General features: G+C 40.9%; 19 protein-coding genes. 11 read left to right on the top strand and 8 right to left on the bottom strand.

Features of this window, described 5'->3' with window-relative positions; all coding sequences use genetic code 11:
• Positions 1-146: 146 nt before the first annotated feature.
• Both AC59IL_RS25050 and AC59IL_RS25045 read right to left on the bottom strand, forming a co-directional pair.
• On the bottom strand, positions 147-1,397 hold the full coding sequence (locus AC59IL_RS25050; protein ID WP_496554952.1) for a FecR family protein: 1,251 nt from the start codon (positions 1,395-1,397) through the stop codon (positions 147-149).
• A 107-nt stretch (positions 1,398-1,504) separates the two neighbouring features.
• On the bottom strand, positions 1,505-2,098 hold the full coding sequence (locus AC59IL_RS25045; RefSeq protein WP_496554951.1) for an RNA polymerase sigma factor: 594 nt from the start codon (positions 2,096-2,098) through the stop codon (positions 1,505-1,507).
• A gap of 179 nt (positions 2,099-2,277) precedes the next feature.
• Between AC59IL_RS25045 and AC59IL_RS25040 the strand changes: the two genes are divergently transcribed.
• The 3 genes from AC59IL_RS25040 to AC59IL_RS25030 all read left to right on the top strand — a co-directional run bounded on the left by AC59IL_RS25040 (position 2,278) and on the right by AC59IL_RS25030 (position 4,041).
• Complete coding sequence (locus AC59IL_RS25040) at positions 2,278-2,727, top strand: MarR family winged helix-turn-helix transcriptional regulator (RefSeq protein ID WP_496554950.1); 450 nt, start codon at positions 2,278-2,280, stop codon at positions 2,725-2,727.
• Between the two features lie 139 nt (positions 2,728-2,866).
• The gene (locus AC59IL_RS25035; protein ID WP_496554949.1) at positions 2,867-3,790 is read left to right on the top strand and encodes a DUF6268 family outer membrane beta-barrel protein; all 924 of its coding nucleotides are present in this window, start codon (positions 2,867-2,869) and stop codon (positions 3,788-3,790) included.
• Between the two features lie 26 nt (positions 3,791-3,816).
• Positions 3,817-4,041, top strand: coding sequence for a hypothetical protein (locus AC59IL_RS25030; protein WP_496554948.1), 225 nt, complete (start codon positions 3,817-3,819; stop codon positions 4,039-4,041).
• Positions 4,042-4,110: 69 nt separating this feature from the next.
• On the opposite strand, the gene AC59IL_RS25025 is transcribed toward AC59IL_RS25030, so the two are convergent.
• Positions 4,111-5,160: a hypothetical protein gene (locus AC59IL_RS25025; protein WP_496554947.1), complete on the bottom strand. Its 1,050-nt coding sequence runs from the start codon at positions 5,158-5,160 to the stop codon at positions 4,111-4,113.
• Positions 5,161-5,528: 368 nt separating this feature from the next.
• Between AC59IL_RS25025 and AC59IL_RS25020 the strand changes: the two genes are divergently transcribed.
• Genes AC59IL_RS25020 through AC59IL_RS25010 form a run of 3 tightly spaced genes read left to right on the top strand, consistent with a single transcriptional unit; the run spans position 5,529 to position 11,469 of the window.
• Positions 5,529-6,062: a YfiR family protein gene (locus AC59IL_RS25020; RefSeq protein ID WP_496554946.1), complete on the top strand. Its 534-nt coding sequence runs from the start codon at positions 5,529-5,531 to the stop codon at positions 6,060-6,062.
• 33 nt (positions 6,063-6,095) lie between these two features.
• A complete protein-coding gene (locus AC59IL_RS25015; protein ID WP_496554945.1) occupies positions 6,096-8,369 on the top strand; it encodes a TonB-dependent receptor plug domain-containing protein in 2,274 nt (757 codons plus the stop codon).
• Between the two features lie 22 nt (positions 8,370-8,391).
• Positions 8,392-11,469: a response regulator gene (locus tag AC59IL_RS25010; RefSeq protein WP_496554944.1), complete on the top strand. Its 3,078-nt coding sequence runs from the start codon at positions 8,392-8,394 to the stop codon at positions 11,467-11,469.
• A gap of 569 nt (positions 11,470-12,038) precedes the next feature.
• Here the strand turns inward: AC59IL_RS25010 and AC59IL_RS25005 are convergent.
• Positions 12,039-12,527: a hypothetical protein gene (locus AC59IL_RS25005; RefSeq protein ID WP_496554943.1), complete on the bottom strand. Its 489-nt coding sequence runs from the start codon at positions 12,525-12,527 to the stop codon at positions 12,039-12,041.
• A 199-nt stretch (positions 12,528-12,726) separates the two neighbouring features.
• On the opposite strand from AC59IL_RS25005, the gene AC59IL_RS25000 reads away from it, so the two are divergent.
• Positions 12,727-13,545, top strand: coding sequence for a helix-turn-helix domain-containing protein (locus AC59IL_RS25000; RefSeq protein ID WP_496554942.1), 819 nt, complete (start codon positions 12,727-12,729; stop codon positions 13,543-13,545).
• A 43-nt stretch (positions 13,546-13,588) separates the two neighbouring features.
• Here the strand turns inward: AC59IL_RS25000 and AC59IL_RS24995 are convergent, their stop codons facing one another.
• The 4 genes from AC59IL_RS24995 to AC59IL_RS24980 all read right to left on the bottom strand — a co-directional run bounded on the left by AC59IL_RS24995 (position 13,589) and on the right by AC59IL_RS24980 (position 17,374).
• Positions 13,589-14,041 (bottom strand): YybH family protein, encoded by a 453-nt coding sequence (locus tag AC59IL_RS24995; RefSeq protein ID WP_496554941.1) that lies wholly within the window; start codon positions 14,039-14,041, stop codon positions 13,589-13,591.
• An 85-nt stretch (positions 14,042-14,126) separates the two neighbouring features.
• Positions 14,127-15,002: an MBL fold metallo-hydrolase gene (locus AC59IL_RS24990; protein ID WP_496554940.1), complete on the bottom strand. Its 876-nt coding sequence runs from the start codon at positions 15,000-15,002 to the stop codon at positions 14,127-14,129.
• A gap of 424 nt (positions 15,003-15,426) precedes the next feature.
• Positions 15,427-16,668, bottom strand: coding sequence for an MFS transporter (locus AC59IL_RS24985; RefSeq protein ID WP_496554939.1), 1,242 nt, complete (start codon positions 16,666-16,668; stop codon positions 15,427-15,429).
• A gap of 37 nt (positions 16,669-16,705) precedes the next feature.
• Entirely contained in the window at positions 16,706-17,374 is a 669-nt protein-coding gene (locus tag AC59IL_RS24980) for a FadR/GntR family transcriptional regulator (protein WP_496554938.1), read from the bottom strand.
• 473 nt (positions 17,375-17,847) lie between these two features.
• On the opposite strand from AC59IL_RS24980, the gene AC59IL_RS24975 reads away from it, so the two are divergent.
• The 4 genes from AC59IL_RS24975 to AC59IL_RS24960 all read left to right on the top strand — a co-directional run.
• Complete coding sequence (locus AC59IL_RS24975) at positions 17,848-19,290, top strand: hypothetical protein (protein WP_496554937.1); 1,443 nt, start codon at positions 17,848-17,850, stop codon at positions 19,288-19,290.
• A gap of 583 nt (positions 19,291-19,873) precedes the next feature.
• Positions 19,874-20,053 carry a hypothetical protein gene (locus AC59IL_RS24970; RefSeq protein WP_496554936.1) on the top strand — a complete coding sequence of 60 codons (180 nt, stop codon included), beginning with the start codon at positions 19,874-19,876 and terminating at the stop codon, positions 20,051-20,053.
• A 157-nt stretch (positions 20,054-20,210) separates the two neighbouring features.
• The gene (locus tag AC59IL_RS24965; RefSeq protein WP_496554935.1) at positions 20,211-21,398 is read left to right on the top strand and encodes an ATP-binding protein; all 1,188 of its coding nucleotides are present in this window, start codon (positions 20,211-20,213) and stop codon (positions 21,396-21,398) included.
• On the top strand, positions 21,391-23,502 hold a 2,112-nt coding region (locus AC59IL_RS24960), incomplete at its 3' end, for a tetratricopeptide repeat protein (protein ID WP_496554934.1). The genes AC59IL_RS24965 and AC59IL_RS24960, both read left to right, overlap by 8 nt.

Here is a 23,502-nt window from a genome sequence, read left to right as displayed (position 1 = left end):
GGTTTGGGTCATTCCGGATGGATCCGTTCAGACGGTTTAACAATAAATAAGTCTGCCCGACTTTTTATAAAAAATGACCTCGACTTACTCACCGCTCCGAACGCCAATTCGGGGTGGTTTTTTTTCGGATCATATGTATCCGGTTCTTAATTACCGCTCAGCACGATCAATTTTCTTCCTTCCAGTTTAAAGCGTAATCCAGTCATCTTTAAAATGGTCAACAGTTCTGTTAAGGTGGCCGTGCGGTCTATGCCACCGGTAAATGTATCTGCTGGTTTTTTACCCTCGTACACAATTTCTATATCATACCACCTCGCTGCATCGCGCAGCACTTCAGTAATATCGCTGCGTTTGTAATCGAACAATCCATCTTTCCAGGCCATTACCTGATCCAGATCTGGTGAATGGTGAATGGTGAATGGTGAATGGGCTCCTGATAGTGCAGCTTGCTCGCCAGGTTTCAGCAACGCCTCATTTCCTGTTTTCAATTGACCATTGACCATTGACCATTGACGAACTTTCACGCTTCCCTCTAACAAAGTCACTTTTGCATTCGCTTCATCATCATACGCCTTCACATTGAAGTGCGTTCCCAGCACGGTTACATCGCCACGATTGCCTGTGGGGCTGCTCATTTGCACCACGAACGGCACTCTTTTCGCACCGGCAGTGGTAACGTGTTTCACTTCAAAATAGGCTTCACCGGTCAACGCTACTTTTCTTTCATTGGCGGCAAAAGCAGTCGGATAAGTAAGCGAGGTACCTGCATTCATCCAAACGCTGGTGCCATCGGGCAGAGTAAGCGTAACTACCCTACTACCCCTTGGATTATTCAATGTATTATAGGCAACTATTGCCGATTGTCGATTGCCGATTGCCGATTGATATACCAGTTGACCGTTTTTCTCCATTACCACCCGCGATCCGTTTTCTGTTGCCAGCGTTCCGCTTTTCGCCTGGTCGAGCATAATTTGTTGTCCACCTGCCAGGGTTAAGGTCGCTTTGCTTTTATCGGGCGCTTTCACATCATTGGTGATCGCTGCTATATTGGGGTTGACCGGTCCTTTTGCTGTAGGCAGCGACAGGCGGTAAATTCCCAAACCAATCAGCATTACCACCGAAGCGGCGGCGGCCAAATACGGCCATAGCTTTCTTTTTCCAGGCAGGGGCACTGCCTGGTTTTCGTTCAGTATATTTTTCAGTATGGCAGCCGATCGATCTTCTGTAACAACATGACTGGGCTGGTTATAGCGCATCCATGCGCCTTCCAAAACATCCTGTAATTGTGGTTCGTCTTCCACTGTTTCAATGAGTTGAAACAGTTCCTCTTTTTCGGCGGCTGTGCAATCGTTGCTTAATAGTTTATCAAGTAGCTCCTGTAGTCTTTGTTGAGACATGGCTTAATGTGTTTCGGAAAGGTTACAAAAAGGTTATGAAATTGTGATGGTGTAAATGTGTGACAAACCGCTGGAAAGATAAGTCTAGTCACCCGGAAAATATTTTTTTAAGCCATCATCATGGCTAACATGGGAACGAGGTAGATAAGGAGGGGAGGAAAATGGAGCGCGATATATTCCCGGATGGTTTTCAGGGCCTGCACCATGTGATTGCGAACGGTAGAAGTGGAAATACCGAGAGAGCCGGCGATTTGCTCGTAGGTAAGTCCCTGTTCCTGACCCAACTGGTACACCTTGCGTTGCCGGGGCGGCAGGTTGTTAATGGCCTGTTGCAAGGCCTTTCGCACTTCCCTGACTGCGAGCAATTCATCGCCCTGAACCCCTTCCGGCGCCAGCCGCTGCACTTCGTTCAGCAGCAAGGCTTCCCGGCTTTGGCGGCGCAACACATTAATAGCCTTGTTTTGCGCCATGCGGTACAGGTAGGCGTTAAAATTGTCGATGCCGGTAAGCTGGTCGCGGTCGCGCCAGATCTTTAAAAACACATCCTGCAACACGTCTTCGGCAATGGTGGCGCTGCCACTAAGGTGGAATATAAAAGAGTAGAGCTTGTTCTTGTATTGTCGGAACAACTGTCCAAAGGCGATCTCATCGCCCTGCACTACCCGTATTATTAATTCATTGCCGTTGAATGATTGTTGCATCAATGCCTTTCTGATGCCGTAAAATTATTAAAAAGCATGTTGTAATAAAAGTGATAATGCCGGACGGCACTGTTTTAAAACTTATTGTTTACCCGCACAGTCACCTAAAAACCCTAAACCGTAACATAATTTTAAAAGATATTAGTTGATATATCAACCAATTTCACTATCTTCGCACCATGAGCCAAAACATTGAATTTCCTGTGTCTCCTTTACTGGTTACTGAAATAGGCGCCCTTTATGGCAGAGTGTATAGAGAATGTGATAAAGTTTTCCGGGAAAAGGCATTTCCTCTCGAAATGGACCAGATACCGGTCATTCTCAAATTGTATTATAAAGGAGGTGCAAGCCAGCAGGAAATAAGCGCTGCGTTACAACGTGATAAAGCATCTGTTAACAGAACCGTTTCATTTTTACTCAAAAAAGATATTGTAAAAGTAATTCAGGATACTGCCGACAAGCGGAAAACCCTCGTTGAATTAACGGCAACCGGAAAAAAGCTGGCCATGCAGGCAAATAGCATCCTTCAGGAATTTGATGCATTTCTGTCTTCTGTGCTAACAGAAAATGAAAGGCAACAATTTCATCATTTAATGCAGAAGCTTATCGATACCGTCACTTTTACCTGACAAATTTTTTCCATTTAGTTTACTGCTAACTATGCCTGTAGCATGCCCGGCATAGCTCCATTGAACCGGTAAACCGGCTCAGGGGATGGACTTGCCATTCCTGTATTTTCTATAAATAATTAAACCCAATTTAACAGAAATGAAAAGAAGCATATTTCTGGCCGGCATTTTATTGCCTGTACTTATCTATTCACAAAATGCAGATAGCTCAATACGCCCGCAATTAATTCCCGCAGCGCCACGATTAGGTAACATTACTATATCTAATTCGGTTGCTCCGGTAAATGCCAACGGGAATACATTTATAATACAACAACCCGTAGCCGAAATTGGTGTGCCAGTTTATAAATATTTTCAATCAAAACATCCGATCCTTATAAGAACCGGCATACGTTATCAGGGACTGTTTCTTTCAAATGAAAAGAATATAGGCAGCACTAACTTTCACTCGATAACGGTCCCCCTCCTATTCAACTATTCCATTTCACCTTCTACTAATATCGCGCTGATTGGTTTGGCATCGGTGAACGCTGATTTCAAACGTACCATCGAAGAAAAAGATGTTCTATATACAGTGGGCGTAAGATTGGGTTTTCGTCAAAACAAGGCATTTAAATATGGCGTTACCCTCACCTACACCAGCAACTACTCAGGCACCTATCTGTTACCCATACCAGACATCGACTGGACAATTAATAAAAAACTAAGTCTCACGGCCGTTTTACCATCCCGAATGTCATTGAAGTACAAAATTTCAAACGCACAATCCCTCGGAATTACAGGCGGATTAAATGTAAGCATGTACCGATTGAATGAAGAAAAGAAAGAACAATACCTGCATTTTCGGCAATTGAGTGCCGGGCTTATTTATGATTGTAAGTTTGGCCGGCGATGGAAATTGAATGTGATAGCCGGCCACACATTTATGCAAAAGCTGGAAACATTTAATATGGATCAAAAAATTTCATTCAACAGCCTCAGTAATGTTAATGATCGCGTTCCCAATGTATCTTATCATCAAAATTCATTTATATTTCAGGGAGGGATTAGTTACCAGTTCTGACAACTGCTTTCGTCAAATTGTATAATATGAAAATTGTAAAGGTCTTTAAGACTAATGTGCAGGATCATCTGGCGGCAAAATACATTATACTCGTTCTTCAACAAGCTTTTTCTCATTACATAATCAATTTCGACCTTGATGACTGCGACAGGATCCTGAGAATTGAAAGTCACCAGGGAGCCATCGATGAGGCTGAAATTCAATTGCATCTTGCAACACATGGATACCTTTGCGAACCATTGCCGGACTAATAATATTATTAATACAAATCTTAAAACAACTAAGCAGGTCGGTTGACCTGCTTAGTTAGAGAGATAAGCTTAATATTTATTGTAATAGATAAGTTCTCCCGCTTCCCCGGAGGCAGCTCCTTCGCTGGGAATAAATAAGGTGACCAGGATTATATTCTGACCGTTCAGTTGTGTTTTGGTAATCGTAGGATTCGCAAAAGCGGTGCTACCTCCATTTGTTCTGATGATAGTTGTATCGGCATTCCCGGTTTGATAATCATACAGGAAAACGCGCCAGGAGCTCCAGTCACCTGCCGTATATTGCCCTTCAAAAAGACCAAAATTATATCCCATGTAATTAGTATAACCATCACGATCGCCAATATTTCCTTTGACGCCCCAGTAAAGCATCGCATTATCAACATTCGACTGCGCGCCGGTGGTCCAGGAATTGAAATTTGTGAGCGTACCTCGTGCCTGACGATCAACCGTGCAGCCTGAATAAAAATGGTGCCCGATATCACAACGGGTTGAACTGGCAGTATATATGTTGGGCGTGCCTTCCGCGCAGGTAGAAAGGGTGCGTGGGCAATCGTAGCTTTTGGCAACCACCCCGGTCTGCAAATTAGTCCAGTTGCTAAAGTAAACTACCTTAATATGATTATTGGGTTCCTGCTCCCATGCCACCACAAATCCGCCATCCGATGCTACAGCTATAGTAGGCTGTGAGGCTTGTCCGTTATTGGATCCGGCCAGTTCCCGTACCCAGGTCCAGTTGACCAGATCTGTAGAAACGGCCAAATTCACTTTCAGCACTCCATTGAAACTGGCATGCGATACGCCGATAAACTGGCCACTGACATAAGGGTTAGCAATGATCTTAATACAGTCAAGAGTATGACCTGCATTATCGTGGGCGGCATAAGTATGCATGGCAGCCCCTTTAACATTATCGATCATGCCACGAAGCATTCCCCGGGCCGCATCTGAAGGAGCGCCTGCCAGCGATACCGGGGAAGTAGCCTGCGTGGCAGATAACACAGCAATTTGCGATGCAGAATGAAAGTTTTTGCCGCAGGCCAATGCCATGATCAACAGCCAGGCTGCTACAGCGTTAGTTGGGATAAGATTACTTTTCATAAAATAAGTGTTTATGTTTATGGATTTATAAAAAAAGATATTTGTACAATTGCTAATAAGGTTCTGATTTGTTGTCATCAATATTACAGAATCTCTTTTTTTCATAAATATATTCCTGAAAAATCAACCTGAAACAGTCATTGGGTTATATCCACACACCAATCCTCCACACCCGGAAGGCTATAAGTATTAACTTTAAATAATCTAATCAAAGAACTCTTATTTTCAGATTTAATACTTCCTGCACGCCCATTTAGCTGCAATAGGACTCACTTTTTCCGTTCTTATTATCGCAAACTTAAACAGATAGTCAAGGATTGACATTATGTTATTAACTAAACGTTATTGCAGTTGAGACGTGGCTAACCATGAAAAAAAGCATTCAAATATTAAGATTACTCTGTTTAACCGGCTTGTTATTATTGTCAATAGTCAAAGTGCAGGCGCAACATGAAACGGATTATACAGTACACGCTAACATTATTTACCGTTTCACCAAATATATTGACTGGCCGGCTAATAAAAAGTCGGGCGATTTTATTATTGGCATCGTGGGTGATTCGCCGCTTTATGATGATTTAAAAAGCTTTATTGGCAATAAAACCGTCGGCAACCAGAAAATAGTTGTTACAAAATTAGATCCTTCGGCAAGCTATTATAACTGTCAGATCCTTTTTATCAGTGAAGAGGAAAGCGGCAGTTTAAAAAGGATCGCTGCGATTACTGCAGGCGCTCCGGTGTTAATTATTACCGAATACAATGGTCTTGCACGTAAAGGATCGTGCATCAATTTCATTACGATCAATGAGCACCTGAAATTAGAGATCAACAAAAGTTATGTTGAACAAAGGAGTTTGCACATTGCTTCTGAATTACTTGATCTGGCGATAATTATAAAATGAAAATACACAAAACCCTGAAAAACCCAACTTCATATGCAAAAGCCCCTCATTAAAAAGGAGTTTTTCTTCTTTGCAATGGCTCTCATGGCATGTAATATATCCTATAGCCAGGTAGATACCGGTAAACTGGAAAGTTTAAACCTGAAGGAACTACTGAATGTAAAGATCACTACGGCAAGCAAAACATCTCAGAACCTGGAGATGGCCCCTGCTACTGTAATTGTGATAACGCAGGAACAGATCAAATCGCGTAGCTACCAGTCGCTGTTAGATGTGTTGTATGATCTCCCCGGCATGAAGGTGGATGATAAAGTACGCTCGCATCTGCATAATAATTTTGTAATGCGTGGCACTCCCGGACAGGAAAAATTTGTGATAATGCTCGATGGCATGCGCATCTCTTCACCTACGAATGAAACAATGCCCATCCTCGAAAATTATCCCGTTAATCTGGCGGAGCAAATCGAAATAGTATTGGGCCCTGCTTCGGCATTGTATGGTGCTGATGCCGTGTCGGGCGTGATCAATATCATTACAAAAAAGTCTCCTTCCAAAAAAGAAATCAGAGTAGAAGCCACATCGATGGCAGGTACATATGGCTATACCAATAATACGCTGTTTGTTGCAAAAAAACTGAACGATCATGCCAGCCTGATAGTTTCAGGTCAATACTGTTATAACCAGGGGGCAGATTATACGAAGCTATATAAGCATGATACCCTGTTCAATACAGATGCCTACACAACAGGAACATTCAACACCATTTTCGGGCCCATGACTCCTAAAACACCCGTAAATAGTAAGATAGAAATGCCTATAAAAGCATATAACATGTATGCATCCCTGCAAATGGATGAATTTTCATTCTCGGTTTTCAGGAACTATGCCCAAACGCCTACATTTTACGAAGAGAATCCCAACAATGCCGTTTACAATAAAGATGTTTTCATGGGTCAGCGTATCGATATGGCAAACGCTTCCTATAAAAAATCATTTGGAAAGATCACAGCCACCACCTCACTGCTGGCCAGTGACTATGTTATGAACCCGAAATCGAATTATCGAAACGTTTTTTCGGGTATGGAGCCGGCCTACAAATATTCTTTTGGTTCGTTGATAAAAGGAGAGCAGCAGGTTGACTGGAAGGCATCGGAAAAATTTAATCTTACAGGTGGCGCTACTTACGAAAGTTATTATTCCATACCCACCAGTGCAGATCTGGCAGCGCCCGTTAACCCCAACGGAGCTTTGCATGGAACGTATATCGGCACAAAAAGTTATTATATGCCAGATGGACTGGAAGCGAAATTTTATACTTTACGGTACCGGAATATCGGCACTTATTTACAGGTGCAATATTCGCCCATTCAAAAAGTACATTTCACTTTTGGCGCAAGGTATGATGTCAATTCAAGGTACGAAAACACCTTTAACCCACGCGTAGGAATTGTTTACAGGCCCACCGATAAAACCACCATTAAAGCACTTTACGGTACAGCATTCCTTGCTCCTACCACTTTTGATTGTTATGCCTATTATGGTGCATTTGAAACATCCGATTCGGGAAGAACATTCCACTCTAATTTCATGCATCTGCCCAATCCCAATCTGAAACCCATCACCTCTAAAAATGCAGAGGTAAGCGTTAGTCATTATTTCACCAACAACTTTAGTGTAACTGTTGACGGGTATTATACCGTTCTTTCAGGATTGCATGAATTTGCCGACGATAACAAATCGACCCATTTGTATCACAATATGTTTAATGGTATACCTGTTGCATATGTTGAAGTGTTTGTAAATCAAACCCGGCAGGTAAATTACGGAGGAAGCATCCGGTTAAATTATAAACATTCCCTTGGCAGCCTTCGCCTTAATTCTTTTCTGTCTGTAAACCATACAAACGGATTTGATGATTATTCACTGAAAGATCCGAATCTTCCTAAAGTGGAACTTGAATTTATTTCTCCGTTTATGTTGAATGCAGGAACCGATCTGAAAGCCGGTAAATTCAGCTGCTCGCCCCGTTTGATTGTGATGGGAAGGCAAAACCTCACGGGGATTGATAATACCCAAACAGCTATTCGTAAGCGCCAAACAATACCAGGCTATGCGCTGCTGAACATTTCGCTAAGATATAATATAATAAAAAAGCTGGCTGTTTTTACCAATATCACCAATGCGCTTAATCAGCATTACAGAAGTGTAGGGTTCAATATGGACCTCGATAAAAAGAATTCGGAACTTTTTTATGGTCAGCATGAAGACCCGATAAGGATAATGGGAGGACTTAACCTTACTTTCTAATCCATCCTATACCTGATATCCCATGAAAATGAACATTACCATAAAGAAGAGGATTTACTGGAGCTTTGCCTTATTGGTATCCTTGTTTGTGATCAATGGTATCATAACTATAGTTACCTTAAACAATAACAAGAGATCATCGGCCAATCTTTCCCAGGTGATTGACCCATCGCTTCAATCATTGGACAATTTTGAGCGGTTGATGCTCGAATCCAAAATGTATTCAACCAACTGGGTGTTTTTAAGATACAAGCAGGAAGATAAAGACCTGTTAAAAAAATTGCACCTTACCGATTACGGGGAATTAAGATCACGCATTGAGAGTCATGCCCGGTATTGGCCAAATAAAAATTGGGTCGACAGCTTACATAATGTGTATACCGAATTTAATAAGTTGCTTGCTATTGAGAAAACAATAATGAATTCTTTAAACGGTTTTGAAGATTATGATGATCCGGTAATCAAATTGGAGGCTGAACGGAAAATAGAAGAAGAAATACTTCCACGCACCGGTGCATTAATAAATTCTTTAAATAATATCAGTTCCTATGTGCAAAGTATCAGGTACCAGGAGAATATCAAGCTCAGACGTTCTACCAAAGAATTAAGGATACTTATCATTGTATTGGCTGTTACCATCATTTTTGCCGGACTTTTTCTTTCCATATACCTGGCTAAGGTGATCATTAGCCCTGTGAATAAAATACGGTCTATAATAAATGATCTGGGCAAAGGCACTATCCGCCGGATAGATTACAAAGTGAACAGGGATGAGATCGGAGAAATGGTGCAATCGGTCAATAATCTTTCTGAAAACCTGCTGAGAACAGCCAATTTCGCTTACGAAGTAGGTATCAGGAATTTTAAAATCCCTTTTAAACCGTTAAGCGATGAAGATACATTAGGTAAGGCGCTTATTTCCATGCGCGATAATTTAAAGACCAGTGAAATGGAACTGATGGAAATAACCGGCGATCTTAATAAAAAAGATCGATTACTCCAGGCAGTTGGCTCGGCGGTTCATGAACTCATCAGTAATAATGATATTGAAACCGCTATCGGCAACGCCATTAAATTATTAGGGGTGCAAATGGGGGTCGACATGATAGAAACCTACCATAATTATACCTGTAGCATCGATGAAAAAACATATAGTAATCAGCTGGCATATTGGAATAGTGTTACCAATGATGTAGAATATCATGCTCCGGCATTTCAACAGGTACTTTTTTACTTCACTTCCGATATAGAGCAAACATTGCATAAAAATGAAATTTTTCATTGCAATGTAGCGCACTTAAAAGAGTCGCTGTTAAAACAACGGCTCGAAAATGACCAGGTAAAATCGTTAACTATTATTCCCGTATTTGCAGAAGACAGCTTATGGGGATTTATTTGTTTCCATGACTGCAAAATAGAACGTAAATGGACATTAGCTGAATTTTCAATACTCGAATCATTTTCCGGCACATTAGGTTCGGCGATCGATCGCATACAAATGGAACTGCAGAAAAACAATGCAGAAGCAGCCAGCTTTGCCAAAAGCGAGTTTATGGCTAACATGAGCCATGAACTACGTACTCCTATGAATGGCATTATAGGGTTTACAGACCTTGTACTAACTACCGACCTTCAAAAAACACAGCGGGAATATCTGCAGAATGTTCGAAAATCAGCATACAACCTGCTCAATATCATTAATGATATACTCGACTTCTCCAAAATAGAAGCGGGAAAACTGATTATCGATAATGCCTGTTTTAAGCTTGATGAAGTAATTGAAGAAACTATCGATATTTTATCCATAAAAGCCCAGGAAAAAAATCTTGAGCTCATCTGCAACATCGATCCCCATGTTCCTTCCCAATTTTTTGGCGATCAGGTAAGAATAAGACAAATATTGGTAAACCTTATTGGCAATGCTATAAAATTTACGCTTAAAGGAGAAGTGTCTGTAACCGTTCACCAGGAGTCTACTCTATATGAAAAAGGTGATAAGAAATTCATGGATATAGCCATATCGGTTAAAGACACAGGCATTGGTATCGCCCCTGAAAAGATCAATACAATATTTGAAAGTTTTACACAAGGCGATTCATCAACTACCCGCAAATTCGGAGGTTCGGGTTTGGGTCTTACCATTTCGAAACGCCTGGCCGAATTGATGGAAGGAACACTGCAGGTAGAAAGCGAGTATGGTAAGGGAAGCACATTTACCCTGCGCGTTGCCATGGAGATCGTTAATGAACAGCCACGCCTTGCATTCACCCCGAAAAACCTGTTGCGCAAAGTATTGGTAGTAGACGACAATATGACCAATTGTAAATTAATGGAAGATATTTTCGGGTATTTACACGTGCCGTGTAAGATATGTTATAACGGTGCCGGGGCATTGCAGGCTATCGAAAAAGCCAGGGAAGAAAACGAGCACTTTGATCTTATAATTACAGATAATCAAATGCCGGAAATGGATGGCATTAATTTGGTGCAGCAAATTAAAAAAATAACAAACGACGATACAAAGCCTTTCATACTCATGCTCTCATCGCTTGAAAGAACAATCATCCAGCAGGAAGCGGAAAATATCGGCATTGACAAATTCCTGTCTAAACCGGTAAAATTAGGTGAGATACTTAATCTGTTATCCCAGCTATTTGAAAAATCTTATTCGAATGAAGAGCAACCCGATGAAAGGCCCGCGCCTGGAAAGAAATTTCAGGATACAAAAGTATTGGTTGCAGAAGATAGCCCGATAAACATGCTGCTTATTTCAGAAGTATTGCATAAAATGGGCGTTGAGGTAGTTGAAGCGATGAATGGCAGGGAAGCTATTGATATGTTAATGCAACACGATCCCGAAATAGTGTTTATGGATGTGAATATGCCGGAGATGGATGGTTATACAGCCACGCAGAAAATTCGCCGCCTACCCCTACCATACAGCAATGTTCCCATAATTGCATTAACGGCTGATGCAATGAAAGAAGATAAAGAACGCTGCCTGAAAGCAGGGATGAACCATTTTGTGTCAAAACCGTTCCGCCTTGAAGAAATAGAATTTGTTATGAACAATTATTTAAAAAAGAATATGGCCATATAAGATAATGCAATAAACAGGAATTTATCAACAACACACATCTATGCATACATCATTAAGTAGTATCCCCTATTTTGAAAACACTTTTTGCGGGAGAATATGAGCAACCGAAACTTAGTAGTATTATTATATATTATCATCCAATAGCCTCTGAAATAAACCCATTCCGTCACCTGCGGAATTATTTAGCATCCTAAATCGTATTGAATATGACATTGGCTGTTTCCCGCAATTGCCAAAGGCACCTGCGGATTTCATTTTTTTTGATAATGTGGACGTGTTCTTATATTCAAATGATAGACCAGCTTCGCCTGGATTTGTCTGATCTCAGATGCAATACCAAAAATCTCCAAATACCAACAATACAACCCATCATTAAACAACAATTAAAAATAATTCCCAATGAAAAAGATTATCAGGCCGGTGATTCATTTTTTTTTGTTTCGTGTTAAATACAAAGCCTTGCGGAGTATTTTTCCTTCAGTTTAATCCTATTTTACCACAATGATCAGTCCGGCGCCTAATCCCAAACTGTTATACGGGCAGGTGGAATTATTTTTATTGACGGCACGTTATTTAACAGGTTTAAAGTCCTGGTTGCTGAATGGAGGGTTTTCGGGAATTTTCACTACATTAAATTCAAATTCGGCAGTACGATGGCAATTGTTACAGGAATTGGTGAGTAAAGTGTAACTACTTTTAAACAGAGCAGGATTTTGTTGCTGAATGGATAAATTCACGCTGTCTAATGCAGGTTTTAGCAATTCTATCAGTTGGCTTTCCTTTCTTTCTGACTGATATTTCCGGATATCCTCAATTGTTTCCATAATTTCATGTACTTCAAAATCAGCCAGTTTCCAATTTTGATTTTGGCCTGCGAACCAAAGTTTGTTGTGATGAATCTGGATGCTGCTCATAAATTCTCCGAAGCCAGGTTTGTAGGATTTGTTCACCTGGTATTGCAGACTGTCTATCTTTGCCTGTAATTTCTGCAAATCACCGGCTTGCTGATTACATGCTGCAAACATCATTAAGCCGGAAAGAAAACAGATAGGTTTCATTATTTATTGATTGGTATTTGAAAGAAATGTTCACTTTACAAAAGTAATGGAAGGCATGATACCCGAGGCGCTCAATTAACCATTACCGGTAACTATTCAGGCGATCTTTCCTTAACTGACCCCACCGTTCGTATTTTGCCGAATGGTTTGTTTTTGCGGAGGAAAAGCCCTATTTTTTGAAATCATATAATACCCTGAAATGCAATTTTTCCCATCTGATATTTTGAGACCATATGTAAAGAGTTATACCGTGATTACCATTGACAGGGATCTGGCCAACGAAGTGTTTTATCCCAGCGGTTATGTTGATTTGGTAATCAATATTTCGGAAGGAAGCGCCACCACGATTATTGATGGCAGAAAAAGGAAACTACCGCAGGTTGAATTACTCGGACATCTTACGATGCCTTCCAGGCTTACGGTTTCAAAGGGTACGTCGGTGTTGATTGCCAGGATATATGCTTATGCCAGTTCTCTCTTCTTTCCTAATCCTATGTACGAGTTCACCAACTATGCCACGGATGCTTATGGCATATTTTCGAAGGAAATCTATGATTTCTACGACAGTTTGATGGAGGCAGGCACTCTCAAACATAAGATCGGGATGCTCGATAGGTTCCTGATCGGGAAGTTGATTCAACATGAAAAAAAATTGGAGAAGTCGAAGATCATTGAGCAGGTCTGCGAACATATTTGTACAGCAGGCGACACATTCGACAGCATGGCTTTGTCGAAAAGCTACGGGCTCTCGGAAAGGTATATACAAAAGTTGTTTACAGACATGGTGGGCATATCGCCGGGTGCTTTTTTTTCGGTGTATAGATTTAATAAAAGTCTTGCCCAGGTTCTTTCAACTAACCATAGCCTTACATCAATAGGCTATGACTGTGGCTACTATGACCAGGCCCATTTTATAAAAGAGTTTAAGAAATTTACAGGTATCACCCCTTTTGAGGCAAGGGCTTCGCTTATTATAAACGGAGAGGAGTTTCAGCAGGCGGTCAATATAGGCTTTTGAAACATGACAGGCATCTCCCCGGGAGACGCCTGTCATGATTTTTTTAATGTTGGGGATTGTGGTTGCTGCTAAACATATCCCGGTACATTTTCCAGCCTTCCTTTGTCTTTTTCCAGATCACGAGCACCTTTCCGTCGTCGATCTTATTGTTGTTCATGTCGAACAATTCATAGTAACTTTCTTCGGTAACAAATTCACTCCCGTTTCCATATACATTTTGAATCTTAAATATGCTATGCACTTTAGGGCCTCCTTTGAAGAAATTCAGGATATTGTCCTTCCCACAGATGGGGGCAGCATTGGGTGGCAACAAACAGGCATCATCTGTATACCGGCTCAGAATTGATCCGTCGTCCTTATTAGCTAAGTCGGAAAATATTGCATTACTGGCGGCAATCGCCTTTTTGGCTTCATTGAGTTTCTGGTCCATTTTTGACTGGGCCCGGGAAATGCAGGTTACGGTAAGCAACAACAGAGAAAGGATGAACTTTTTCATACACTCATTTTTTTACAAAAAAACTCATTTGGGCACGTTGAAAATTGTAAAATTCCGAACAAAGCGGAACAGACAGATGCAAACGCTACTTGTTTACCGGTTCTGATTTTAATATATCCGCTACTATTTTGCCGGGCAAAATGGCAAATACCGGAATATTGATGGCATACTTTTCACAAAGCTCCCGTATGCTGCGATTGATTTGTTCGGATGAATACCGCAATGAAAAATGTCCGAGAATAAGCGTTTCTATTTGTGTGCCACTTACCATTTCCATCACTTCTTCGAGATAGCTGTGGTTGCCATATGGTTGAATGCCGGCATCTTCGTCGCCGCGTAAAAATGTTGCTTCGTGTATGAGTATTTTTGAATGATGCCATCGCACGGGATCTTCTACCGGCGTATCGCCCGAATAGCTGAGCAGGTTGGTTTGTGTTTCAATATGGGTCGCTTCTATGCCCCTTTCCTCGATGATTCGTCTTATTTCTTTACCGGGTAAGGTAGTTAATTCGGGTCTCAGCTTTTTCTTTGTTTGTATTATTTTATAACTAAGACTTTTGATACTGTTTTCGGGGGTGGGTATATGTCCGTTGGGAATCGCCTGTATAAAAATATCTTCCTTGATGAAGATGTCGGTTTCATGCGTAACCGGCTGCCATACTGTTCCGCTCACATGCGGATCAAATTGAATTGAAAAATTTTTTAACATCGGAAATGAACCGCAATCTTTTGGATAATAAATCACGGGGTAGCCTGGCCGTGCATTGAGTTGGTTGAACGAAAATAAGCCGGTGAGATGGTCACGGTCGGCATGGGAAATGAAAACATGATTTATTTTGCAGCTCTTTCGTAAAAGCGCCGAGGTAAGCCCCTCCCCTGCATCGAACAACAGCCCCAGTTCGTCGATAAAATACCAGGTTGAAAAAAGTGCGGTTGAATAGCCTGTGATGTTGAATTGCATCCTATTAGATATTGGTTTAATTAGTTTTATTGTAGGGCTATTTATAATTCAAATACACTTTACAATTCGGTTTCGCCGGCAGTTTATAACCGGGTTTTCGCAATATATTGTTGTATTAAATAATTTGATTGCCTTTGCTGGCTTAATTACTTCGCCAAACACATGTATATGCGGCTATTTTGGAATGTTGTTCAATAAATTAATCAGGGGGGCTGGGGCCTTAAAAAAACTGGTGACCGGCTATACGCAAAGCCATCGCTGCATCGGCATCAGGAAATTTTGTTTAGTTAACTCAAAAAAGAGAGAGAGCGAAGTTAGCAAGGGAATGGCTAACTATCAGTAGTAATAATTGGATTGTCGATTAAAGAATTTCAGGTTAAGTACCCCTGAATAATTATAGTTTCACCTGCAATTCCTTTTTGTATTAATTGTTTGTTGTAGCCTGTTTCGGCTGCTCGATATTCGGCAGAAAACCTGTAATAATACCAATCAGGGGCAGGAATGCGCAAACCTTAAACACATACCCTACACTGGTTAAATCGGCCAGTTTTCCTAATACAGCGGAACCGAGCCCGCCCATACCAAAGGCAAAACCAAAGAACAAACCGGCAATCATGCCTACTTTACCAGGAACCAGTTCTGTAGCATAAACTAAAATAGCAGAGAATGCCGAAGCTATGATAACGCCGATAATAACCGAAAGCACTCCACACCAGAATAAGTTAGCATACGGCAGTAGTAAGGTAAATGGCGCAACTCCCAAAATTGATATCCATATAATGTATTTTCTTCCAAAACGATCGCCCAGCGGACCGCCGATCAGGGTTCCTGCGGCTACTGCCGCCAGGAAAATGAACAGGTGTATCTGTGACTGCTGTACCGATAAATGGAACTTATCAATAAGATAAAAAGTAAAATAACTGCTCATGCTGGCCATGTAAAAGTACTTTGAGAAGATCAGTACAAGCAGAATGGCCAAAGAAGTAATAACCCGTGATTTTGATAATGTCTTATGCGAGGCCGGTACAGCAACAGTCCTGCTTTTCATTTTCAGAATTAAATGACCTTTATACCAGGTACCTACTCTTATAAGCACCATGATGCCTAAGATGGCTGCCAGCGTAAACCAGATAATATAAAACTGTCCGTGAGGAACGATGATCAGCGCTGCCAGTAAAGGTCCTATGGCGCTGCCGGCATTTCCGCCTAACTGGAAAATTGATTGCGCCAATCCTTTTTTACCACCTGAGGCAAGGTGCGCCACACGGGAAGATTCAGGATGAAAAACAGAGGAGCCCATTCCGATAAGACTTACAGAAACAAGTATGGCAATAAAGCTGGATGCCAATGACAAAGAGATAAGCCCTGCCAGTGTAAAGCTCATGCCTATGGCCAGTGAATACGGTTGGGGTGTTTTGTCGGTAAAGTGCCCTACAAAAGGTTGCAGCAAAGAGGCAGTAAGCTGAAATGTAAAAGTGATCAGCCCTATCTCGGTAAATGACAAACGAAAATTTTGCTTCAACAGCGGATAGATAGCCGGGATAACCGACTGCAACATATCGTTTAACAGATGGGTAAAACTTATGGTAAACAGGATGGAATATACGGTTGTTTGCACCAGTGCTTTAGAATCAATAACTGCGGGCGAATTGGTTGTTTTCATCATAGCTGGTCAGATCATCTGATGTTTAAAAACAAATTTTTTATTGAGATATGTGTCCTATAATTTTTGCAGCCGTGTTCCAGGCTTTTTTGGTGTCGTTTGCCTCGATGCTTTTTAGTAATTGTTCGTGCAAATTTTGTGTTATCCGGAAATCGGTAGTGTTTTTATGAATGGATAAAAACCTTTTTTTTATCTGTATCGAGAAGGTCTTATACAGATCGGCCAGGATCTCGTTTTTGGAAGCTACTGCAATGGCTGTGTGAAACCGGATGTCGGCTTCAATACAAGCTTCCAGCAGGTTGTCTGCAGCAGCTTTTTTTCGTGCTGCCAGCCAATGCCGTATTTCTTTAAGGTCTTTTTCGGTGCGGTTGGCAGCCGCTTTTTCGGCGATCTTTATTTCTAACAACTGCCGAACTTCATCGAGGTCTTTAAAATCGGCCCGTTTCAGCCGTTGAGGTAAAGATTCTTTTATTCCCTCCGCTACTTCTACAAACGTACCAAGGCCCTGCTGTACGCGTAACAGGCCCGAGTTCACCAATATCTTAATGGCCTCACGGATAGTAGAGCGCCCCACCCCAAAGGTTCGCATCAATTCGGGTTCAATAGGCAATTTCGCCCCGGTTTTATATTTTCCGAGGGCAATCTGCTGTTGCAATTGGGCAGCAACTTCATCTGCCAGTGATCTGCGTGGAATAAAATTATTCGTCATATCATCTGATGATTGCAAATTTAAGCAGTCGGTTTATAATTCAAAAATATTTCCATCATTAAAAAGTAAAAACCGAACGGTCAGCAACTGATTTAACAAATTACGCAGGCCAGTATTCGCAAATATTATTATCAGGAGCAATCCAATAAAGGCAATGACGGCATCCGATGGTTGCCGCTAAGTTGAAGCAAACGATAGATAACAGAAAGTATATATTCTCAAAAATATAAGGTAGAACTACTTACCATTATCAGCATGTTTTCTCTTTGCCAAAGAATATATAAGCATAAACTTTGAAGAACATTCTCTGTTATCTGGTCCCCTCTGGAATTTTAACCTCTAATGCGTTTGAACAAGTCAGTAAGAAAAGGCTCTGCGAAGGTAGTCTGAAAGCTTTCTATTACCTCTTTCCCAACAAGCAAACGGAGTATGCCGAAAATCCGTTCAAAGAGTAGGCACTCAAAACAAAAAAAATGTCAACGCAAAATGACACCATTGCCGGCATTCAGCTGATGGCTGAAGCCCTTGAAAAGCTTGCAAACAACCCTGAGGCTTTCAACAATGCCCATGCTGCTTTTTTAGAAAAGGATGCAGCAAAGTTTGAGGCGGCCCTTAATCAGGTGGGGATTGCAGAGCATTGCCGTATCATTTGTAAATTCTTCTGCCGGAAACATTGTGGAGGTCGCTGTCTGAAATTTTGCCCCAGGCCCAACCAGGGTGAAGTTGATGCAAAGGAAATCCTTGCTTTCACGCATGCGATTACTCCATTGCTAAAGGACGAAGCCATTGTGAAGCGTTTGCTCGATATATCAGAGTCGGAAAATGTTGAGGAATGGAACAAGCTGCTAAAGGAATATAATCTGGTAGCCTTCTGCTATCAACTCTGCATGCTCCTTTGCTCCTTACGCTGTGAAAAAAAATGCTTTGAACTTTGTCCGCCCCGCCCGCTGATCACGCATGTAGGTAGTATCCTTGTTTCACAGATCAATGCGCTCGGCTATGCAAACGGGCCAAGCGATCCGTTAGGTTTTGTTTCTAATCCTAATCCATCAGCCGGTATCGGCGATCATCCTTTTGGAGGTCTTGTTGAACTTAAAGGGATATTCAATATGTCAACAGCAACCGAATATCTTGTTGAAGTGTCGTCTAACCCCGGAGGTCCTTATAGCCCTATTATTGTAGGCCCTCAATTTGGAGCGGATTATTTTCCTATTCAGCCTCCGCCACCTGTACCTCCCGACCCTCCGTTTCCCGGGCCAGGATGGAATTTGTTCCAGCACTACCGTTCGCGCAGCCAATCTACGGGTGTGGATCCCGGTTGGTTTAAGGTAGACCAGCTTTGCGATTCAGACGGTGGCAGGCTCACTACAGGAGATAAGCGGCTCATGCTTTGGCCAACATCGGCGCCAGACGGCGTTTTTTACCTCAGGTTAAAAGTAAGGGACGCGCTTATGAATACAAGGGTCAGCAGCCCACAGGTGGTGCGGTTAGACAACACCGGGCCATTCCCTCTCCCACGCCCAACCATATCGCTGCAATTGCAGAAACCCGACGGCACTCTTGTACCGCTGAAGTGTGGCAAGGTTCGCAAAGGCGACGGGCTCATCCTGATCACTATTCAGGCATACGACCCCAATATGAGCTCCGTAGCGGTTACAGCCCGTGGCAATTCGGGCCTATCTGTGCCCGTTGTAGATACTTCGTCGGTTTCGTTGTCGAAAACTTATAACGGCAATATTGCAGACCAGGGTTACCCAGTGCCTACTCAGTTCCTTTGGGACCCCTGGAGCGATCCAAGGATGGTGCCCTGCTGTTACCTGATCTACGTTGAAATTAATGACAGGGCCATCCTTAACAATGCGTATTACGGAGGCCATTCCAATTCAGGATGGGAGGCCATCGAGATTGGCTTTTAAATATTCGAAACAACAAAGAACATTTAAAACAGGTTTGAACAAAAACAAAATGGTCCCGTTTTGGCGGGATCATTTATTACTTTATTATTTTTAAACCAGAAGGCTCCCCACTTACCGTTATAAATCAACGCACAAAGGATAATTTCGCATGAACAATGATATTTTTCCCAAAGGAAATGATCCTTTACTTGCATGAAATGAGCTTTTACTTACATGAAATGAGCTTTTGCTTGCAGGAAATGAGGCTGTACTTACAGGATATTGGTCATTGCTTGTGGAAATTGGATAATTGCTTTGGAAATTGTGGTCTTTGCTTGCTGGAAAAATATCTTTGCATGTAAGTTCCGAACTTTTTCTCATGAATAAAAACCTTACGCCTATACGCAAAGCACCAATTCCTGTATTACCTGACACTTTGCAACAAAGTTCTGAACCATTGCTAATGGGAAATGATGCTTTGCACATGCGCAATGAAGCTTCGCACAGGAAGCCGAACTGTTATTGCGGAAATCAGACAGTTACTCCTAAAGTGTCTATTCAATAACCTGCGTCATTAAAACACATCACTAAAGCTGTAACCATTTTGCATACTAGTCACGCAAAAGACAAGGTAAACACCACCTGGACCAGTGAAGGAAGTTCTTTCGGTTATTACAGGTTCGAAGGACTGACTTCAGACAAGCGCTACTGGTTCCGCGTTGTAGCCATCGGCCGCAACGGCCAAAGGGCCTACTCCCCTGTTGTTTCGAGGGTAATTCAGTAAAGAGAAAACAATTATTATTTAACAAAATGAGCCCCGGCCGGAAGGTTGGGGCTTTTTGGGTTGATCCAAATCAAAAACTTGACAACAATTTTGTTGTCAAACATATTTAGCAATAAATTTGTTGTCAAACTGCTTATTAACAAAATATTGCTGCTACATGATTATCAATTGGATAAACCCTAAAATCATTATAGGTAATACTGCCACAGGGGACTATTATTATGATAGACCGGCCATAGTAGCCGATATATGGGAACAGATAATAATTGGCAATCATGTATTACTCGCTGCGCCCCGGCGGGTGGGTAAATCGTCTATCATGAAACATATGATTAACAATAGTATAGATAACCATAAATGTGTATATAAAAATATCCAGGGACTCGATTCAGCTGAGCACTTTTTTAAATCGATCTATGAGCTCATCAAATCTTGCATGAATTTCAGCCAAAAGGCATCAGAGTGGTGGCTGCGCTTGTTAAAAGAAACAGATATTGAAGAAGTAAGTATTACGGGCACTTTAAAGATCCGGGAACGCACAATCAACTATTTAGAGGCTGTGAATCATTTATTGCCTAAACTAAAGCAAAATGATTTCAAAATAATTTTATTCATTGATGAATTACCCGAAGTTTTACATAACCTGAATAAGAATAATAAAAAGGAAGATGCAGTAATAATATTAAAAAATTTGAGGCGATGGAGACAGGAAGATCAATTCAGGAATTTTCGCCTCGTGCTGGCCGGTTCAATTGGCATTCATTATGTGATAAAAACAATTGAAGGAAGGAACGTTGATTGTAATGACTTTCATAAAGTAAAATTTGAAGCTTTAACAAATGGAGAAGCTATTGAATATATTCGTTGGGCAACCGGTAACAGTGCAACAATTCAATATACGGAAGCGCTTATGCAGCACCTGTTATTCAAAATAAGATACTGCCTGCCTTATTTTATTAACCTGATGCTAAATGAAATTAACAGTAAAGCACGAAAAGATAACAATCCCGCAATTACTATTAATGATATTGATAGCGCTTTTGATGAGGTGGTAAAAAACAGTGACCATTTTAAAGACTGGAAAAGCAGGCTGTTTGATTACATGTCATTGCCCGATGCTGAATTTGTGAATGAAGTATTGATTTTTATCGCTCACAAAAATGCTATCAGTAAGCAAAAACTGTATGATGTTGCAATAAGATACGGTAAGAAAGAAAACTATATGGATTTTATAGATGGCCTTGAAGAGGATGGGTATATCACTGAAGAAAACAATACTTACGTCTTTGTCTCTCCTTTTTTGCAGGCATATTGGAAACGAAATAATCCGGTTTATCATGGATAACTATAAAAAAATAACAGGTAACAAACTCGTTGACCAGCTTGATACTTATCAATCAGCCAACAGCGATTATCAAACTGTTAAAAATAACTTTATTGTACGTGTAGCTGAATTTCAATTAATCATTGACGATCTCAGAAATAAAAAAAGTAAGGATCCGCTGCAACATGAATTAATTCTGGGCAGGCGGGGAAGTGGAAAGTCTACATTGCTTAAACGTATTCAGATTGAGATAGAAGAAGAGCCGGCATTGTCGAAAAAATACATCGCTATTAATTTAGCTGAAGAGCAGGCTGGTATATACCGGCTTTTTGATCTGTGGCTTGAAGTATTAAAAGAAGTAAGCAATAAACTCCAAATTACTTTCACCCTTAAGGATTACGATACATTTAATGACGACCAAAGTTATACACGCTATTTATACGAAGAAATCAATAAAACGCTGAAAGTAAAAAAAAGGAAGATTGTGCTATTATTAGATAATCTGGACCGGATTATTGAAAATTTTATTGATGATGGCAACTTGTTGCGTGAAACGCTGCACAATTATAACGATATACAAATTATTGGCGGAAGCACCCGCATGGATGAACATTTTTGGCGATATGATAAGCCATTTTATGAATTCTTCAGGCGTCATCGATTGGGGCCACTGTCATCGCAAGAAATACACCTCCTTCTAAATCATTGGAGCCAGTTGATGAGTTTGCCACAATTGACTGCTTTTACAAAAAATAATCCCGGCAAAATTGAAGCGGTGCGCATCCTCACAGATGGATTACCCAGAACTTTGCAATTCTTTATTGATATATTATTGCAGGACTCCACCCTGTATGGGTTTGACTATATTCGAAAAGTGATGGATAAAGTAACCCCACTGTACCAGGAAAGGCTTAATAACTTACCGGCGCCTCAACGCAAAATAGTATTGGAAACAGCTTTTTTCTGGGAAGCGTGTACAGCCAGGCAATTAGTTCAAAAATGCAATATGGAAAGCAAATTAATATCTGCGCATTTGAAACAATTGTCAAATAATGGAATTGTGGAAATTTTATCAACAACAAAAAAAAATCATTTATACCGTATATCGGAAAGGTTTTTTAACATGTGGTTAATAGTTACCCAGGGAAATCCCGAACAGAAACGAAAAGCCAGGTGGCTGACCATTTTCATTGAGACCTGGTATGATACGGCTCATTTAAAAACGCTTGTTGCTAACCATATTGCTAACCTGCAGGCGAAAAAGCTTCCTTACGACAGGGCTTTAATATTAACCAAAGCTTTTAGCCAGTCGAAATATACCAGCACCATAGAAAGAGATAAAATGTTGGAGTATACAAATAAACTAAAGTCTTCAACTGGAGTAATCAATTTTTTAGAATTGCCCAAAAAATATTCCGATATCGTTAATGAAATTGTAAAGCTGGAGAAGGAAGGAAAAATAACAGAAGCTCACATGCTGGCAGATGAACTGGAAAATGAAAATGATGGAGTAAAATTCTTTATAAAGGGTTTTTTATTTAATAGAGAAGGCAATAATAAAAAATCGAAAAGCTATTACCTGCAGGCTATTGAAAAAGGGAATATTAATGCTTTAAATAATCTGGCAAACCTTTATGTTGAGGAAGGCAGAAAAAAAGAAGCGGAAGGCTATTACCTGCAGGCTATTGAAAAAGGTCATATCAATGCTTTGTACAACCTGGCTCTGCTTTATGACGTTGAAGACAGAAACCACGATGCAGAAAAATATTACCTAAAGGCTATTGAAAAAGGGCATACCAATGCTTTGTACTACCTGGCTCTGCTTTATGCCGTTGAAGGCAGAAATCAGGATGCAGAAAACTATTACCTGCAGGCTATTGAAAAAGAGCATATCAATGCTTTGTACAACCTGGCTCTGCTTTATGACGTTGAAGGCAGAAACCAGGATGCAGAAAACTATTACCTGCAGGCTATTGAAAAAGGAAATATCGAGGCTTTGTACAACCTGGCTCTACTTTATGATGATGAAGGCAAAAAAAATGATGCAGAAAAATATTACCTAGAGGCTATTGAAAAAGGAAATATCGATGCGTTGTTTAACCTGGCCATACTTTATGACGATGAA

The sequence above is a fragment of the Niastella sp. sgz303648 genome, from assembly GCF_059587045.1.
This window is presented reverse-complemented; position numbering and strand designations above follow the sequence as displayed.